Origin of the sequence: Pseudomonas sp. FSL W5-0203, from assembly GCF_001896155.1 — a bacterium.
Taxonomy (GTDB): domain Bacteria; phylum Pseudomonadota; class Gammaproteobacteria; order Pseudomonadales; family Pseudomonadaceae; genus Aquipseudomonas; species Aquipseudomonas paracarnis.
Genome location: NZ_MPOR01000018.1, coordinates 1 through 15,705 on the forward strand (window position 1 = coordinate 1; position 15,705 = coordinate 15,705).

The 15,705-nt window shown below is 62.3% G+C and carries 15 protein-coding genes; 11 read left to right on the forward strand and 4 right to left on the reverse strand.

What is annotated here, in order from left to right:
• Window positions 1-337: 337 nt before the first annotated feature.
• Window positions 338-505: a hypothetical protein gene (locus BOP96_RS30095; protein ID WP_155717093.1), complete on the reverse strand. Its 168-nt coding sequence runs from the start codon at window positions 503-505 to the stop codon at window positions 338-340.
• A 31-nt stretch (window positions 506-536) separates the two neighbouring features.
• Window positions 537-1,268, reverse strand: a complete 732-nt coding sequence (locus BOP96_RS16745; RefSeq protein ID WP_014718925.1) for a TetR/AcrR family transcriptional regulator — start codon at window positions 1,266-1,268, stop codon at window positions 537-539.
• Between the two features lie 355 nt (window positions 1,269-1,623).
• Between BOP96_RS16745 and BOP96_RS16750 the strand changes: the two genes are divergently transcribed.
• Genes BOP96_RS16750 through BOP96_RS16765 form a run of 4 tightly spaced genes read left to right on the forward strand, consistent with a single transcriptional unit; the run spans window position 1,624 to window position 6,241 of the window.
• Window positions 1,624-2,331 (forward strand): ABC transporter ATP-binding protein, encoded by a 708-nt coding sequence (locus BOP96_RS16750; protein WP_019819404.1) that lies wholly within the window; start codon window positions 1,624-1,626, stop codon window positions 2,329-2,331.
• Window positions 2,328-3,527 (forward strand): ABC transporter permease, encoded by a 1,200-nt coding sequence (locus BOP96_RS16755; RefSeq protein ID WP_073453397.1) that lies wholly within the window; start codon window positions 2,328-2,330, stop codon window positions 3,525-3,527. The genes BOP96_RS16750 and BOP96_RS16755 overlap by 4 nt, the downstream gene beginning before the upstream one ends.
• Window positions 3,520-4,998, forward strand: coding sequence for a TolC family protein (locus BOP96_RS16760; protein ID WP_073453399.1), 1,479 nt, complete (start codon window positions 3,520-3,522; stop codon window positions 4,996-4,998). Before BOP96_RS16755 ends, BOP96_RS16760 begins: the two co-directional genes overlap by 8 nt.
• Window positions 4,988-6,241 (forward strand): efflux RND transporter periplasmic adaptor subunit, encoded by a 1,254-nt coding sequence (locus BOP96_RS16765; RefSeq protein ID WP_020302322.1) that lies wholly within the window; start codon window positions 4,988-4,990, stop codon window positions 6,239-6,241. Before BOP96_RS16760 ends, BOP96_RS16765 begins: the two co-directional genes overlap by 11 nt.
• Before the next feature lie 103 nt (window positions 6,242-6,344).
• Here the strand turns inward: BOP96_RS16765 and BOP96_RS16770 are convergent, their stop codons facing one another.
• Complete coding sequence (locus BOP96_RS16770; RefSeq protein WP_073453401.1) at window positions 6,345-7,739, reverse strand: FAD/NAD(P)-binding protein; 1,395 nt, start codon at window positions 7,737-7,739, stop codon at window positions 6,345-6,347.
• 22 nt (window positions 7,740-7,761) lie between these two features.
• Complete coding sequence (locus tag BOP96_RS16775) at window positions 7,762-8,325, reverse strand: helix-turn-helix domain-containing protein (RefSeq protein ID WP_038450543.1); 564 nt, start codon at window positions 8,323-8,325, stop codon at window positions 7,762-7,764.
• Between the two features lie 92 nt (window positions 8,326-8,417).
• On the opposite strand from BOP96_RS16775, the gene BOP96_RS16780 reads away from it, so the two are divergent.
• The 7 genes from BOP96_RS16780 to BOP96_RS16810 all read left to right on the forward strand — a co-directional run bounded on the left by BOP96_RS16780 (window position 8,418) and on the right by BOP96_RS16810 (window position 15,592).
• The gene (locus tag BOP96_RS16780) at window positions 8,418-9,347 is read left to right on the forward strand and encodes a DMT family transporter (RefSeq protein WP_019819413.1); all 930 of its coding nucleotides are present in this window, start codon (window positions 8,418-8,420) and stop codon (window positions 9,345-9,347) included.
• A 205-nt stretch (window positions 9,348-9,552) separates the two neighbouring features.
• Window positions 9,553-12,474 (forward strand): monovalent cation/H+ antiporter subunit A, encoded by a 2,922-nt coding sequence (locus tag BOP96_RS16785; protein ID WP_003192157.1) that lies wholly within the window; start codon window positions 9,553-9,555, stop codon window positions 12,472-12,474.
• Window positions 12,474-12,818: a Na+/H+ antiporter subunit C gene (locus tag BOP96_RS16790; protein WP_003192163.1), complete on the forward strand. Its 345-nt coding sequence runs from the start codon at window positions 12,474-12,476 to the stop codon at window positions 12,816-12,818. The genes BOP96_RS16785 and BOP96_RS16790 overlap by 1 nt, the downstream gene beginning before the upstream one ends.
• Window positions 12,815-14,497: a monovalent cation/H+ antiporter subunit D gene (locus BOP96_RS16795; RefSeq protein ID WP_014718933.1), complete on the forward strand. Its 1,683-nt coding sequence runs from the start codon at window positions 12,815-12,817 to the stop codon at window positions 14,495-14,497. Before BOP96_RS16790 ends, BOP96_RS16795 begins: the two co-directional genes overlap by 4 nt.
• Window positions 14,494-14,982, forward strand: a complete 489-nt coding sequence (locus BOP96_RS16800) for a Na+/H+ antiporter subunit E (RefSeq protein WP_014718934.1) — start codon at window positions 14,494-14,496, stop codon at window positions 14,980-14,982. Before BOP96_RS16795 ends, BOP96_RS16800 begins: the two co-directional genes overlap by 4 nt.
• Entirely contained in the window at window positions 14,979-15,257 is a 279-nt protein-coding gene (locus BOP96_RS16805) for a K+/H+ antiporter subunit F (RefSeq protein WP_003192168.1), read from the forward strand. The genes BOP96_RS16800 and BOP96_RS16805 overlap by 4 nt, the downstream gene beginning before the upstream one ends.
• Window positions 15,254-15,592: a Na+/H+ antiporter subunit G gene (locus BOP96_RS16810; protein ID WP_014718935.1), complete on the forward strand. Its 339-nt coding sequence runs from the start codon at window positions 15,254-15,256 to the stop codon at window positions 15,590-15,592. The genes BOP96_RS16805 and BOP96_RS16810 overlap by 4 nt, the downstream gene beginning before the upstream one ends.
• The last annotated feature ends 113 nt before the right edge of the window (window positions 15,593-15,705 follow it).

Sequence of the window (15,705 nt, forward strand, 5' to 3'; positions counted from 1 at the left end):
CTGTCAGCCCCAACCACGTTGAGCACCGGGTTCGAGTAGGCCGGCGGGTCGAGATCATTGCGGGGAGTGGATGAGCTTCGCGCTACCGGAAAGCGCTCTTCGGGGGCATGTAATTTGGACATGGCTGAACTCCTTGGCTGGGGCCTTGACGGCTATGGGACAAGGAAATCAGACGCTTGAAAGGGATAGGCGTCTAGCTGTCAAAGATGACAGTGGCGACGAGAGGTAATACAGCGAGCAAAAGCGCCGTTAATACAATGTCCGCACATTCACATTTCTTCTTACATATTTTTCACGTTTTATTCACAAGCCGAGACGTAGTGTGAAGCCTCATCCGTTACAAACGTTGCATATCAAGCCCGCCGCCCCAGCGGGCTTTTTTTTGCCTGCCTTTTGGTGCTGGAAAACGCCCCGCTTTTGTAGGAGCGAGCTTGCTCGCGAAGAACGTAATGACGGCGCGGTTAACCAGAATGCCCGCGTTATCGTTGACGTTATTCGCGAGCAAGCTCGTTCCTACAGGGGTTTGAGGATTGGCTTCAGCGTGTGGCTTGTTCGCGAATGGCGCGCTGGGTATCCAGCACCTTCGCCAACGCCGTTTCAGCCTCTGCACTCTGCTGCGGCACTCGGATCGCTGCCGACACCAAGGTAATCAGCTTGGCCATCACCTCGGCATCCGTGGCGGGGCGGCCCAGGCTCATGGAGTTCATCAGCAAGCGCAGTTCGGTGCCGGCCATGACCCCGGAGATGGCCTTGAGTGCAAATTGCAGGCGCACCCCCAGTTCATTACGTGGCAAATCCGGCAAGGCCAGGGCGAAGGCTTCGAAGAACCGCTGGAACACCGGCTGGTAATGGACCTTGAGGTATTCCTGAATGAACGGCGACGTGTCGCTGTAGACCCGGCCCAGGAAGCGGATGAACGAACGCCCTTCCCCGCTGGCTGGGTCGCTGCGCTCCAGGCCCATGGCCGGGGCAAACAGCACGCCCAGTAGCGTGTCGCAGTCCAGTGGGCCATCGGATTCGGCTTCACAGCGCGCCAGCAGTTCCAGGCGCTGCTCGTTGAGCGGCTCCAGGCGCTGCATCAGCAGGGTTTTCATCAGGGAGTCCTTGTCCCCGAAGTGGTAGTTCACCGCCGCCAGGTTGACCTGGGCGCGTTCGGTTATCTGCCGTAGCAACACGGCGTCATAGCCGTACTTGATAAAAAGAGCCTCTGTCGCATCCAGCAGTCGAGTCTTGGTAACGTTTGGAGCGCTGAGTTTCTTCGCGACCATATGGATTCCACGGCGGAAATATTGTTTTAAAAAATAATTTGATTTTTTATACCGGGGCGGCCCGTCGAAAGCAAGTAGTGACACTCCGCCATATCTTCCAAAGCCTGTATAACCGGGCTTTTGAGACCAGGCATGGGATTTTTGTGAGCCACACACAGGTGACGGCGAAATCGCTTCGAGAGAGAAAACCGCTCTACCTCCGTGGCTGGCGAAGCGTCAGGAAGGCAGTTACTATTCAAACAATATTTTAAAAACAAGAAATAAAACCAGTCCGTGACGCGTACAGGCAGCTTCCGAACTTGTTACAAGGGTTTTCGGGGAGCAAGTCGGCACCGTCGAGACTGCAGGCGTAGTCATGATGACACAGACCCCCGCGCAACCCGGCTTGATTTCCCTGCAAGGCATCGGCAAGCGCTATCAGCTCGCCGGGCAAGAGTTGAACATTCTCAATGACGTGTGCCTGTCCATCGCCAGCGGTGACAGCTGCGGTATCCTCGGTGCCTCCGGCTCCGGCAAAAGCACCCTGCTCAACATCCTCGGCCTGCTGGACCTGCCCAACTGCGGCCAATACCACTTTGCCGGCCACGATATTTTCAACGCCACCCCCGATGAGCTGGCGGCGATCCGCAACCAGCAGATCGGCTTCGTGTTCCAGAGCTTCAACCTGCTGCCCCGCCTAAGTGCCCTGGACAACGTCGCACTGCCCTTGAGTTATCGCGGCGTGTCGCGGCATGAATCGGTGGAACACGCCCAGCGCATGCTCGCACAAGTCGGCCTCGCCGAACGCGCCCACCACCGCCCCGCCGACCTCTCCGGCGGCCAGCGCCAGCGCGTGGCCATTGCTCGCGCCCTGGTAGGCAACCCCTCGGTGATTTTGGCCGACGAACCCACCGGCAACCTCGACAGCACCACCGCCCAAGAGATCATGGACCTGCTGTTGAACCTCAATCGTGAACAACAGGTGACGCTGATCATCGTCACCCACGACCCCCACATTGCCGACCGCCTGGAGCGCAAGATCCTGGTGCGCAATGGCGTGGTGCGTGAGGCCGGGCGCCCATGAGCCTGCGGGTCGAGCAGAGCCTCAGCCAACTGCTGCATGAAGCGTTTATCAGCCTGCGTACCTTGGGCAAGCGCTCGATTCTGGCGCTCCTGGGGATCGTCATCGGCAGTTCCTCGGTGGTGGCGCTGATCAATATCGGCCACAACGCGGCGGTGGATGCGGCGATGATTTTCAAGGACATGGGTACCGACACCCTCATCGCCCAGTTCCCGCCCAAGGGCAGCAGCAACGTGCCGATGCGCACCCAGCTCGACCTCGACGCGGTGCGGCAGGCAGTGCCAGGCATTGCCCATATCGGCGCGCTCAGCCTGTTCAGCGGGCCCATTGTGTTTCATGGGCGGACCGCCAATGCCAACTTTGTCGGCAGTACTGCGGGCATCCAGGACGCCATGCGCCTGGCGCTGGGTGAGGGGCGCTTCCTGTCACCCTTCGATGCCAACGAAACCTACGGAGTGATCGGCGACCAACTCGCCCAGGCCCTTGGCGCGCCAGGTGACCCGCTGCAACTGGGCGACCGTGTGCGTATCAACGATTATCTGTTTCTGGTGGTGGGCATCCTGCGCAACCAGCCCAGGGCCATGCTGATGCCGGTGCAAGCCAACGAATCGTTGTTTATTCCCGCCGAGGGCATGCGCCGCATCTACGCCAACCCGCAGATCAACAACCTGATCATTCGCGCAGCGCCGGGACAGGACATGGAACGTATCGCCAAGGATGCCGCCGCCGCGCTGCAACCCCAGCTCACCGACCATAGCGTCGACATCACAGTGCCCCAGCAAATGATCGATGGCATGACCCGCCAAAGCCGCACCTTCGCCTATCTGCTGCTGGCCCTCGGCGCAATCTCACTGGTGGGCGGCGGTGTCGGGGTGATGAACGTGATGCTGATGAACGTCTCGGAACGCCGCCGTGAGATCGGCATCCGCATGGCCTTGGGCGCACGCCAGCGGGACATCCGTAATCTGTTTTTGCTCGAAGCGGTCACCCTCACCGCCGTGGGGGCCCTGTGCGGCGCAGTTCTGGGCATGACTGCCGCCTGGGTGTATGCGTGGCTGTCGGGCTGGGCGTTTTCCCTGGCGGTGGCCGCGCTGCCCCTGGGCGTGGGCAGCACGTTGCTGGTGGGGTTGTTCTTTGGCATTTATCCGGCGGTGTCGGCCTCACGCTTGCAGCCGGTTGAGGCCCTGCGCGATGAATAAGTACCTGGCACTGCTCATGCTGATCAGCCTGCCGGGCATGGCCGCCGATGTGGTGATCACCCCTCAGGCCCCCAGCACTACCCGCAGCGGCTACGAGCGTAGCGTCTCGCTGAACGCCCAAGCTACTACCATGACCCTGGGGGACGCGGTGTACCTGGGCCTGCGTAATAACCCGGCGATCCGCAGCGCCTACTTGCAACGGGTGGCGCAGAAGTTCGACCTGCGCGTGGCCGAAGACGTGTTCAACCCCAAACTCACCCTCAACAGCTACTACCGCAGCACCCGCGGCTCCCAAGACAATGCGCGCAACGCCAACGTCGCGCCCACCAGCAGCCTGCTCGGCGAATACGGCACGCGCTTGAGCATGGCCTGGACCCAGCAGTTGAACAACGCCAACCGCGCCGGCCGCTACCGCAGCGACGGCCTGGACCTGGCGATCATCCAACCGCTGATGCGCGGGGCCGGTTGGGATGCCACCACCGCACCGCTGCGCCTGTCGCGCCTGGCCGAGCAGGCCAACCGCCTGAACCTCAAAGCCACCGTGGCGCAGACCATCAGCCAGATCATCGCCACCTACCGCGAATTGTTGCGCGCTCAGGAACAGTTGGTGATCGTCCAGGAAGCGCTCAAACGCTCCACTACTTTACTGGAGGTGAACAAAGCGCTGATCAGCGCCGGGCGCATGGCCGAGTTCGAGATCGTCCAGACCGAAGCCGATATCGCCACCCAGCAATTAGGCGTGGAAGAAGCGCGCAACCAACTCGACACCAGCCGCCTGGCGTTGCTGCGCCTGCTGGCCCTGGACCTGTCGACACCGGTGCGTGCCACCGAGGCGCTGGAAGCCACCCCCCTGGAGATCGACAAACGCCAGGCCTTCAACCTCGCGCAAAACCAGCAACCGGAATACCTCGCCGCCCTGCTCGGCAGCCAGCAGGCCGACCTCAACCTGGTGATCGCCAAGGACTCCGGGCGCTGGCAAGTGGACCTGGTCGCCGGCGCCAACCAGGTGCGCGCCGCCACCGACAACGACGACGGCCATAACAATAACCGCACCTGGGACAGTTACGCCGGAGTGCAAGTGCAGATCCCCATCGGCGATATCAGCACGCGCCAGGCCGAAGTGCGTGCGCGGGTGAATGTGGAGGATCAGGAAATCCGCATTACCGACGCTCGTCAGGAACTGGAGCGTAACGTCAACAATGTGGTGCGTGACCTCGGCACCCGCTGGCGCCAATATGAAATCTCCAAGCGCGCCGTGGAGTTGTCCAGACGCAAGATCGAGATCGAGCGGGAAAAGCTCAGCGCCGGGCGCTCCACCAACTTTCAGGTGCTGAGCTTCGAGACCGACCTGCGCAACGCCGAAAATGCCCAGCTCAATGCGCTGATCGCTTATTTGAACGCCCAGACCCAGCTCGATCTGACCCTGGGCATGACGCTGGAAAGTTGGGAAATTGCCCTCAATGACTACTAACAGAAAATCCCTGCTGGCCGTTGCCTTGATCCTGCTGTTGGCCGGCGCGGCCGCCGGCCTGCTCAGTCAACGCAGCGGGGCTGAGCAAGCGGCTACAGGCGAACAATGGCTGGCCGTAAAGCCCGACCCATTGGTGCACCAGATCGGCCTGGTGGGCAAGATCGAGCCTGACACCACCGTCGTCCTGACAGCACCGTTCGACGGCAATGTGCTGGCCAACCTGGTCGAACAAGGCCAGCGCGTCGAGGCCGGCCAGGTCCTGTTGCGCATGGACCCGGCGACGCTTGAAATACAGCTGCGCGACGCCCTCTCCGCGCAACTCAAGGCCCGGCGTACCGTGCAGGAAATGCAGGACTGGGGCAGCAGCCCCACCGTCAGCCGCGCCCGTCGCAGTTTACGCACCGCTGAAATGACCGCAGGCAACACCCAACGCAAACTCACCGAGAGCGAAAACCTGTTCAAGCGCGGCATCATCCCGCGCAACGAACTGGATGACCTCAAACAGCAAACCCAGCAACAGCAATTGGACTTGGTGGCGGCGCGCAGTGAGCTGCAACAAGCCCTGGACCAAGGCCAGGGCGAATACCGGCAGATCGCCGAGATGGAGCTGACCAATGCCACGGTGAAGTACCAAGCCTTGCAAACACTGCTCGAAGGCAAGGAGGTCAAGGCGCCCTTCTCCGGCATCGTAGTACCGGCGCCCGGCAACACCAATACCGCTCAAGGTGGCGGCAATAACAACGCGCCGGTGCAGGCCGGCAGCAAGGTCAGCCAGGGCCAGGTGCTGTTCGGCCTGGCCAATATCGAACGCTTGAAAATCGTCGCCAAAGTCTCAGAGCTGGATATCAACCAGTTGCGTCAGGGTCAGGCCGTTGAAGTCATGGGCGATGGCTTTGATGGCGAGCGGCTGTCGGGTTCAGTCAGTGTGGTCAGCGGCCTGGCCATCGCCAGCGACAGCCAGGGCAGCGCGCAGTTTCCGGTGACCTTGTCGATCCCCACCCTGACGCCCCAGCAGTTGCAGCGGGTGCGTCTGGGCATGAGTGCGCGGTTGACGATTGTCACTTATAACAATGACCAGGCGATCGTGATTCCCAGCCAGGCGATCCAGGCGGACATGACGGTGGAGTATCGGGCGGCGATGGATAAACCGGTGCAGCGGGTGAAAGTGACCCCTGGGCAATCGACGCCGCAGGGGGTTGAGGTGTTTGGGCTGACATCCGGGTTTGTGAAAATCTCAAGATAAAAGGAGAACACAATGTGGGAGCGGGCTTGCCCGCGAAAGCGGTGTGTCAGTCACTGCATCTGTTACTGCACTAGCGCTTTTGCAGGCAAGCCAGCTCCCACATTCAGCGCTGTACCAGCCTGGCGGCCAGCGTCTTGGCCTGCAGGGCCACATCGGTCACCGCCGTGCTCTCCCACCACTTGCCCCGCAACGGCGGCCCCATGGCGAACAGTCGCTGGCTGACCTGGCCGCGAGCATCCAGCACCGCCCCCGTTGCATCCGCCGCAATCCCCAGCGCCAGCGGCCCAGGCTGGACCAACCCACGCTTGAGCAGTTGCTGCGGTAAAGGCCGGGCCACCCGGCGCCAGTCGTATTCGATGCCGCTGGAATTGATCAGCGCAGCGCCCAACACCTGGGTGATCACATCCTCGCCACGGTAACGCACCGCAATGGCAACTCCCTCTTGCGACGGCACCAAGCCCTTGAACGACGCCGCCTGAATCCGCAATCGCCCTTGCTCCTGCAACCGCGCCACCAACTGCGCGCTCAAGGGCGGCGAACGGTGGTGATGGCTTTCCCACCAAGGCCGTACATGCCGCACGAACTGGCGCTTGTGAGCCTCACTGGCCTGGCTCCACAGGCGTGCTATGTGCGCGCGCACCGTGTCCAGCGGTGCCTGCCAGTCAATGCCTTGCCTCAGCGCGAGCTGGCATTGGCGTCGCACCTCACGCAGCAATTGTCGGGGGCTGCTCAGGCTGTGGTCAGCGGCGAGGAAGTCGTCCCAGCTCGGCGGTTGCCGGCGTACATGGGGCAACAAGCCGTGGCGCGAAAAAACCTCGATAGGTCCGCGATGCCCGGCTTGTTCCAGGGAGACTACTGCATCGACCATGGTCAGGCCGGAGCCGATGATCAGTACGGTCGATTGTGGGTCGAGACGAGCCATCGCGGGGACATCCCAAGGGTCCAACGCGGCGGCATTCAATCCTGTGGACTCGGTCTGCGGAGTGCGCGCCGCCGCAAACATGCCGGTGGCCAATACCGCACAGGCGCCGCGCAGTTGCTCGCCAGTATCGAGGGTCAACAACGCCGAGGTGGGGTCGACTTGCAGGTCTACCCCTTCGGCGCGGATGTGCTCGACGATCGAGGTGGACACTGCCTTGGCTTGCGCCAGACGCTTCTGGGCGTACAGGCCGAAAAGCCCCCGCGGCGGGAACAGTTCGCTGATGGGCACATGCTGTTGGTACGACTCGGGCCATCCGCCGGCGCTGATGTAGTCGGTGAGCCATTGGGTCAGGTCGTCGGCGTTGTCCGGGTCAACGCTCATGCGCGCCGCATTGCCGTTTAGCGTATGGCCCAATTCGACCGCGCTGTAGGCTTCGCCGCGCCCCAGTTCCGCACGGGGTTCGACTATCAGGATGCGCCGCGTGCCCGGCAGGCGCAGCAGTTGCACGGCCAGCATCGTGCCGCTCAGGCCACCACCGATGATCAGTACGTCTGCAACGCGGGTGGATTCACTCATGCCAGTTCGCCCTTATTGTTGCTCAAATCACCACATTTCGAACAAACCGTACCGCCGCGCTCCCATCATTGCGATAAGCATGGGGCTGGTGGCTGGCGAACATAAAGAACTCTCCAGCCTCGATGACAGTTTCCTGATCACCTATCACCAGCGTCAGGCTGCCCTCGAACACAAACAGTTGCTCGCTCCACCCTTCCAAATCAGGGTCCGGGCAATAACGATCACCAGGCTCAAGCCGCCACTCCCACAATTCGACTTCACGCCGTGCCGTGGCCTTGGCCAGCAACACTGCCTTACTGCCGACAATCTCGCCCGCCCAGGCCAGCTCGTTGATACGGCTGTGGTCCCGCACATCCGGCGCCTGGATCAGGTCACTGAACGCCACGTCCAACGCTTCGGCGACACGGTCCAGGGTCGACAGGCTGACGTTCTTCTCCCCCGCCTCAATCGCCACCAGCATACGCCGGCTGACTCCGGACTTTTCCGAGAGCGCGGTCTGGCTCAAGTCGGCGGCATGGCGCAGGCGACGAACGTTCTGGCTGACGTGCTGCAGGACCGAAGCCCGTTGCGGATTTTCTTTGTGCACTATATTGCTCAATAGGTGGGTGTGCGCAGTATACTGCCCAGCGTGCGGCGCATTGTGCGGTCCGTGCTTTCCCCTTGCAAGACCGAGCCGCCATGACCGCCCCGAACTCCCCTTCGCGTTTCAACCGTTTCAGTAAAGCCGAATGCATCCTGGTGGTGATCACCATGATCTGGGGCGGCACCTTTTTACTGGTGCAGCACGCCATGACCGTCAGCGGGCCGATGTTCTTTGTCGGCCTGCGCTTCGCAGCCGCGACGATTGTGGTGGGGTTCTTTTCCTTGCGCACCCTGCGCGACCTGACCCTGTTCGAATTGAAGGCCGGAGTGTTTATCGGGGTGGCGATCATGTTCGGCTACGGTTTGCAGACCATTGGCCTGCAAACCATCTTGAGCAGCCAATCGGCGTTTATCACCGCCTTGTATGTGCCGTTCGTACCGCTGTTGCAGTGGCTGGTGCTGGGCCGTCGCCCCGGCTTGATGCCCAGCATCGGCATCATGTTGGCGTTTGCCGGGTTGATGCTGTTGACCGGCCCGGCGGGGGCCTCGCTGAATTTCAGCGCGGGTGAAATCGCCACCTTGATCGGTGCAGTGGCCATAGCGGCCGAGATCATTTTGATCAGCGCATTTGCCGGCCAAGTGGATATTCGTCGGGTGACCGTTGTGCAATTGGCCACGGCTTCAGTGCTGTCGTTCATGATGGTGGTGCCGATGGGCGAGGCGTTACCCGGCTTTTCGTGGTTGCTGCTGTTCAGCGCCGTAGGCCTGGGTTTGACCAGTGCGGTGATCCAGGTGGCAATGAACTGGGCCCAGCAAAGTGTTTCGCCAACGCGGGCGACGTTGATTTATGCCGGTGAGCCGGTGTGGGCAGGCGTTGTGGGGCGGATCGCCGGGGAACGGTTCCCGCCAATCGCGATGCTGGGTGCGGTGTTGATTGTGCTGGCGGTGATTGTGAGTGAGTTGAAGACCAAGGGGCAAAAGGCCGTTGAGCTGGCAGATGCCTTGGAACAGGAGCGTCAGGGCTAACCTGGGAACGCTGGGGTGCCAGGTCTATGGTCATCGCGGGCAAGCCCGGCTCCCAGAGGGTCGGCATTTCAGTTCAGAGGGAGGTTGAAACAGTGCCAAATGGGAGGTTTCAGCCTACTTTGTAGGATCCTGCCACATCTTGCCGTTTGGTGATCATGAAAGCGGCACGTATGATGCATCCCAAACTCCCGCAGATTAGAAGCCTATGTCCCTGATAGTTCTACTGCTTCTGCCTTTTATCGGCAGCTGTCTGGCGGCCTTGCTGCCGCATAACGCACGCAACACCGAATCCCTGTTGGCCGGCCTTGTGGCGCTGGTCGGTACTATTCAAGTCGCCCTGCTCTACCCCCAGATCGCCCACGGTGGCGTGATCCGCGAAGAATTCATGTGGTTGCCCAGCCTGGGGCTGAACTTCGTGTTGCGCATGGATGGGTTTGCCTGGCTGTTCTCGATGCTGGTGCTGGGCATCGGCACGCTGGTGTCGCTGTATGCGCGCTACTACATGTCGCCGGACGACCCGGTGCCGCGTTTCTTTGCGTTTTTCCTGGCGTTCATGGGCGCCATGCTGGGTTTGGTGATCTCCGGCAACCTGATCCAGATCGTATTCTTCTGGGAACTGACCAGCCTGTTCTCGTTCCTGCTGATCGGCTATTGGCACCACCGTGCCGATGCGCGACGCGGGGCGTATATGGCGCTGATGGTCACCGGCGCCGGCGGGCTGTGCCTGTTGGCGGGGGTGATGCTGCTGGGGCATATCGTCGGCAGCTATGACCTGGACCAGGTGCTGGCGGCGGGCGATCAGATTCGCGCGCATTCGCTGTACCCGGTCATGCTCGCCTTGGTGCTGATCGGCGCCTTGAGCAAAAGCGCGCAGTTCCCCTTCCATTTCTGGCTGCCCCACGCCATGGCGGCGCCAACGCCGGTTTCGGCCTACCTGCACTCGGCGACGATGGTGAAGGCCGGCGTGTTCCTGCTGGCCCGCCTGTGGCCGTCGCTTTCCGGCAGCGAAGAATGGTTCTGGATCGTCGGCGGTGCCGGCGCCCTCACGCTCCTCCTCGGCGCTTACTGCGCCATGTTTCAAAACGATCTCAAGGGCCTGCTGGCCTATTCCACCATCAGCCATCTCGGGCTGATCACCCTGCTGCTGGGCCTTAACAGCCCGCTGGCCGCTGTTGCCGCTGTATTCCATATTCTCAACCACGCCACCTTCAAGGCTTCGCTGTTCATGGCCGCGGGCATCATCGACCACGAAAGCGGCACGCGGGATATCCGCAAGCTCAGCGGGCTGGTGCGCCTGATCCCGTTTACCGCGACCCTGGCGATGGTCGCCAGCGCGTCCATGGCCGGGGTGCCGTTGCTCAATGGCTTCCTGTCCAAAGAGATGTTCTTTGCCGAAACCGTGTTTATCTCGTCGACTCAGTGGGTGGAAATCGCCCTGCCGCTGATCGCGACCATTGCCGGTACATTCAGCGTGGCCTATGCCCTGCGTTTTACCGTGGATGTGTTCTTCGGCCCGCCCGCCACCGACTTGCCACACACGCCCCACGAGCCGCCGCGCTGGATGCGTGCACCGGTCGAGCTGTTGGTGTTCACCTGCCTGCTGGTGGGGATTTTCCCGGCCCAGGTGGTCGGTTCGATCCTCGCCGCTGCCGCCCTGCCGGTGGTGGGCGGTACGCTACCGGAATATAGCCTGGCGATCTGGCACGGCTGGAACGCACCGATGATCATGAGCCTGGTGGCGATGACCGGCGGCGTGGTGCTGTACCTGCTGCTGCGCAAGCAACTCAAGCGTGGCCGCTTCGAATACCCGCCGCTGATCGGCTACTTCAACGGCAAGCGCGGGTTCGAGCGCTGCCTGGTGGTGATGATGCGCGGCGTGCGCCGGATCGAGAAACGCATCAGCACCAAGCGCCTGCAAACCCAGTTGTTCCTGTTGGTGCTGCTGGCGGTGATCGGCGCAATGATCCCGATGATCAACAGTGGCCTCAGTTGGGGCGACCGCCCGAAAATCCCGGGCTCCATCGTCTTCGTCACCCTGTGGTTGCTGGCGATTGCCTGCGCACTGGGTGCCGCCTGGCAAGCCAAGTACCACCGGCTGGCGGCCCTGACCATGGTCAGCGTGTGCGGCCTGATGACCTGCGTCACCTTCGTGTGGTTCTCGGCGCCGGACCTGGCCCTCACCCAATTGGTGGTGGAAGTGGTCACTACCGTGTTGATCCTGCTTGGCCTGCGCTGGCTGCCACGGCGTATCGAGGAAGTTTGGCCATTGCCCAACACCTTGCGCAAGGCGCGAATTCGCCGGGTGCGTGACTTGCTGCTGTCCACCGTAGTCGGCGGCGGCATGGCGCTGTTGTCCTACGCGATGCTGACCCGCCAGACGCCCAACGATATCTCCTCGTTCTACTTAAGCCGTGCCCTGCCCGAAGGCGGCGGCAGCAATGTGGTGAATGTGATGCTGGTGGATTTCCGTGGCTTCGACACCTTGGGCGAAATCACCGTACTCGGCGCCGTGGCGTTGACTGTTTACGCCCTGCTGCGCCGCTTCCGCCCGTCCAAGGAAAGCATGCAGTTGCCGGCGCAACAGCGCCAATTGGCACCGGACGTGGCCACCGACCTGGTCAACCCGCGCCAGGCCAGCGACACCGCCCTGGGCTTCATGATGGTACCGGCGGTGCTGGTGCGCCTGCTGCTGCCGATTGCGCTGGTGGTGTCGTTCTACCTGTTCATGCGTGGCCACAACCAACCGGGTGGTGGTTTCGTCGCCGGGCTGGTGATGTCGGTGGCGTTTATCCTGCAATACATGGTTGCCGGCACCCAGTGGGTCGAGGCGCAGATGAGCCTGCGGCCGATGCGTTGGATGGGCTTCGGCCTGCTGTCGGCCACCTTGACCGGGCTGGGTGCGCTGTTCGCCGGGTACCCGTTCCTCACTACGCATACCTGGCATTTCAGCCTGCCGTTACTGGGCGATATTCATATCGCCAGTGCGCTGTTCTTTGACGTCGGCGTGTACGCCATGGTCGTGGGCTCGACCCTGTTGATGCTCACCGCCCTCGGCCACCAGTCGGTGCGCGCGCATAAACCGAGCAACCAGCCCAAAGTGGTTGCTGCAACCGAAGGAGCCGCCTGATGGAAGAAGTCATCGCAATAGCCATTGGGGTCCTGGCGGCCTCCGGCGTCTGGTTGATCCTGCGGCCACGGACGTTCCAGGTGGTCATGGGTTTGTGCCTGCTGTCCTACGGGGTCAACCTGTTCATCTTCAGCATGGGCAGCCTGTTTATCGGCAAGGAGCCGATCATCAAGGACGGCGTGCCCCAAGACCTGCTCAACTACACCGACCCACTGCCCCAGGCCCTGGTGCTCACGGCCATCGTGATCAGCTTCGCCATGACCGCGTTGTTCCTGGTGGTGCTGCTGGCATCCCGCGGCCTCACCGGCACTGACCATGTAGACGGCCGGGAGCCCAAGGAATGACGTGGATGAATCAACTGATCGTCGCGCCGATCCTGCTGCCGCTGCTCACCGCCGGGCTGATGCTGATGCTGGGCGAGAAACGCCGCCCGCTCAAAGCCCAGATCAATCTGTGCTCCAGCATCGTCGGCCTGGGCGTGGCCATCCTGCTCTTGTACTGGACGCAACAAGGCGGCCCCGGCTCCATTGGCGTGTACCTGCCGGGCAACTGGCAGGTGCCGTTCGGCATCGTGTTGGTGGTGGACCAACTGTCGGCGATGATGCTGGTGCTGACCGGAGTTATCGGCGTCAGCGCGCTGCTGTTCGCCATGGCCCGCTGGGACCGTGCGGGCACCAGCTTCCATGCCCTGTTCCAGATCCAACTGATGGGGCTGTATGGCGCCTTCCTCACCGCCGACCTGTTCAACCTGTTCGTGTTCTTCGAAGTGCTGCTGGCCGCCTCCTACGGCCTGATGCTGCACGGTTCCGGCCGCGCGCGGGTATCGTCGGGGCTGCATTACATTGCGATCAACCTGCTGGCGTCGTCGCTGTTCCTGATTGGCGCGGCGATGATCTACGGCGTCACCGGCACGCTGAACTTTGCCGACCTGGCGTTGAAGATCCCGCTGGTGCCGGAGGCGGATCGCGGCCTGTTGCATGCCGGTGCGGCGATCCTGGCTACGGCGTTCCTGGCCAAGGCCGGCATGTGGCCGCTGAACTTCTGGCTGGCGCCCGCCTATTCCTCGGCCAGCGCGCCGGTGGCGGCAATGTTCGCGATCATGACCAAGGTCGGCGTGTACACCGTGCTGCGCCTGTGGACCCTGCTGTTCTCCGGCCAGGCCGGCGCCTCGGCGCTGTTTGGCGGGGATTGGCTGGTGTATGGCGGCATGGCGACCATCATTTGCGCGGCACTGGCGATGGTGGCGGCGCAGCGCCTGGAGCGCATGGCCAGCCTGAGTATCCTGGTGTCGGCCGGGATCCTGCTGTCAGCGGTAGGGTTTGCCCAGCCGAGCCTGACCGCGGGGGCGCTGTTCTATCTGGTCAGCTCCACCCTGGCACTGAGTGCATTGTTTTTGCTGGCGGAGTTGATCGAGCGTTCGCGTTCGGCCAACGACCTGCCGCTGGATGAGGAGATTGATGCGCTGCCCAAAGCCATGGAATCGCTGCATCCGCGCCCGGGTGTGAACCTGGACGATGAGCAAAAAGCGGTGATCGGCCAGGTCATCCCTTGGACCATGGCCTTCCTGGGCCTGAGCTTTATCGCGTGCGCGCTGCTGATTATCGGCATGCCGCCGCTGTCCGGGTTTATCGGCAAGCTCAGCCTGTTGAGTGCGCTGATCAACCCACTGGGCCTGGGCAACGCCGTGGACGAGTCCATCCGCCCGGCGGCCTGGGGCCTGGTGGCGCTGCTGATTCTCTCTGGCCTGGCCTCGCTCATCGCTTTCGCCCGCCTCGGCATCCAGCGCTTCTGGACCCCGGAAGAACGCCCATCACCGCTGCTGCGCCGCTACGAGTGTGTGCCGATCTTCCTGCTGCTGGGGTTGAGCATCGCGCTGACCTTCAAGGCCGAGGCGCTGATGCGCTACACCCAGGCCACCGCCCAAAGCCTGAACAACCCGGAACACTACGTGATGGCAGTGCTCGCGACCCGGCCAGTGCCCAGCCCTGAAGCCAAGGCCGCCGCCCTGGAGGTGCAGCCATGAAACGTCTGTTCCCGGCTCCCTGGCTGTCGTTGGCGTTGTGGGTATTGTGGCTGGTGCTGAACTTGTCGATCAGCCCCGGCAACCTGCTGCTAGGCGCACTGCTGGGCTTTCTTGCGCCGCTGATGATGGCGCCGCTGCGCCCGCTGCCGATCCGCATCCGTCGCCCTGGGGTGATCATCCGCCTGTTTTTCCGGGTCGGCCTTGACGTAATCATCTCCAACCTGCACGTCGCCTGGGGCGTACTCACTTGCGGCTCACGCCCACCGCGCTCGCGCTTTATCAAGATCCCCCTGGACCTGCGCGACGCCAACGGCCTGGCGGTGCTGGCGATGATCACCAGCGTGACCCCCGGCACCGTCTGGTCGGAACTGGCCCTGGACCGCAGCATCCTGCTGCTGCACGTTTTCGACCTGGATGACGAAGCCTCGTTTATCCAGCAATTCAAGCACGCCTACGAACGGCCCCTGATGGAGATCTTCGAATGAGCGCCCTGCTCGCCAATGCGATCCTGTTCAGCCTGTTCCTGTTCTCCCTGGCCATGGTGCTGACCCTGGTGCGCCTGTTCAAAGGCCCCTCGGCCCAGGACCGGGTACTGGCGCTGGACTACCTGTACATCCTGGCGATGCTGATGATGCTGACCCTGGGTATTCGCTATGCCAGCGACACTTACTTTGAAGCAGCGCTATTGATCGCGCTGTTCGGCTTCGTCGGCTCGTTCGCCCTGGCCAAATTCCTGCTGCGTGGGGAGGTGATTGAATGATGCCGTTATGGGTTGAGATTATCGTGGCGGCGTTGCTGTTGCTCAGCAGCCTGTTTGCCTTGATTGGCGCGATTGGCTTGCTGCGGATGAAAGAATTTTTCCAACGCATGCACCCGCCGGCACTGGCCTCGACGTTGGGGGCCTGGAGCGTGGCGTTGGCGTCGATCATCTACTTTTCAACGCTCAAATCCGGGCCGGTGTTGCACGGCTGGTTGATTCCGATTTTGCTCGCGATCACCGTGCCGGTCACCACACTGCTGCTGGCGCGAACGGCGCTGTTCCGCAAACGCATGGCCGGTGATGACGTCCCCGCCGAAGTCAGCAGCCGCCGCTGATGTTTTTGTAGGAGCGCAGATCGTTCCCACGCTCTGCGTGGTAACGCCGCTCAGGACGCTCCGCGTCCGCCCCACTCGGGCGAGCGGGCGACGCGGAGCGTCTCGGTATGCAT

What these genes read in the sequence shown, in the direction of transcription:
- BOP96_RS16745 (WP_014718925.1), bottom strand. Translation starts at nt 1,268, where the DNA reads ATGGTCGCGAAGAAACTCAGCGCTCCAAACGTTACCAAGACTCGACTG.
- BOP96_RS16750 (WP_019819404.1), top strand. Translation starts at nt 1,624, where the DNA reads ATGATGACACAGACCCCCGCGCAACCCGGCTTGATTTCCCTGCAAGGC.
- BOP96_RS16755 (WP_073453397.1), top strand. Translation starts at nt 2,328, where the DNA reads ATGAGCCTGCGGGTCGAGCAGAGCCTCAGCCAACTGCTGCATGAAGCG.
- BOP96_RS16760 (WP_073453399.1), top strand. Translation starts at nt 3,520, where the DNA reads ATGAATAAGTACCTGGCACTGCTCATGCTGATCAGCCTGCCGGGCATG.
- BOP96_RS16765 (WP_020302322.1), top strand. Translation starts at nt 4,988, where the DNA reads ATGACTACTAACAGAAAATCCCTGCTGGCCGTTGCCTTGATCCTGCTG.
- BOP96_RS16770 (WP_073453401.1), bottom strand. Translation starts at nt 7,739, where the DNA reads ATGAGTGAATCCACCCGCGTTGCAGACGTACTGATCATCGGTGGTGGC.
- BOP96_RS16780 (WP_019819413.1), top strand. Translation starts at nt 8,418, where the DNA reads ATGACCGCCCCGAACTCCCCTTCGCGTTTCAACCGTTTCAGTAAAGCC.
- BOP96_RS16785 (WP_003192157.1), top strand. Translation starts at nt 9,553, where the DNA reads ATGTCCCTGATAGTTCTACTGCTTCTGCCTTTTATCGGCAGCTGTCTG.
- BOP96_RS16790 (WP_003192163.1), top strand. Translation starts at nt 12,474, where the DNA reads ATGGAAGAAGTCATCGCAATAGCCATTGGGGTCCTGGCGGCCTCCGGC.
- BOP96_RS16795 (WP_014718933.1), top strand. Translation starts at nt 12,815, where the DNA reads ATGACGTGGATGAATCAACTGATCGTCGCGCCGATCCTGCTGCCGCTG.
- BOP96_RS16800 (WP_014718934.1), top strand. Translation starts at nt 14,494, where the DNA reads ATGAAACGTCTGTTCCCGGCTCCCTGGCTGTCGTTGGCGTTGTGGGTA.
- BOP96_RS16805 (WP_003192168.1), top strand. Translation starts at nt 14,979, where the DNA reads ATGAGCGCCCTGCTCGCCAATGCGATCCTGTTCAGCCTGTTCCTGTTC.
- BOP96_RS16810 (WP_014718935.1), top strand. Translation starts at nt 15,254, where the DNA reads ATGATGCCGTTATGGGTTGAGATTATCGTGGCGGCGTTGCTGTTGCTC.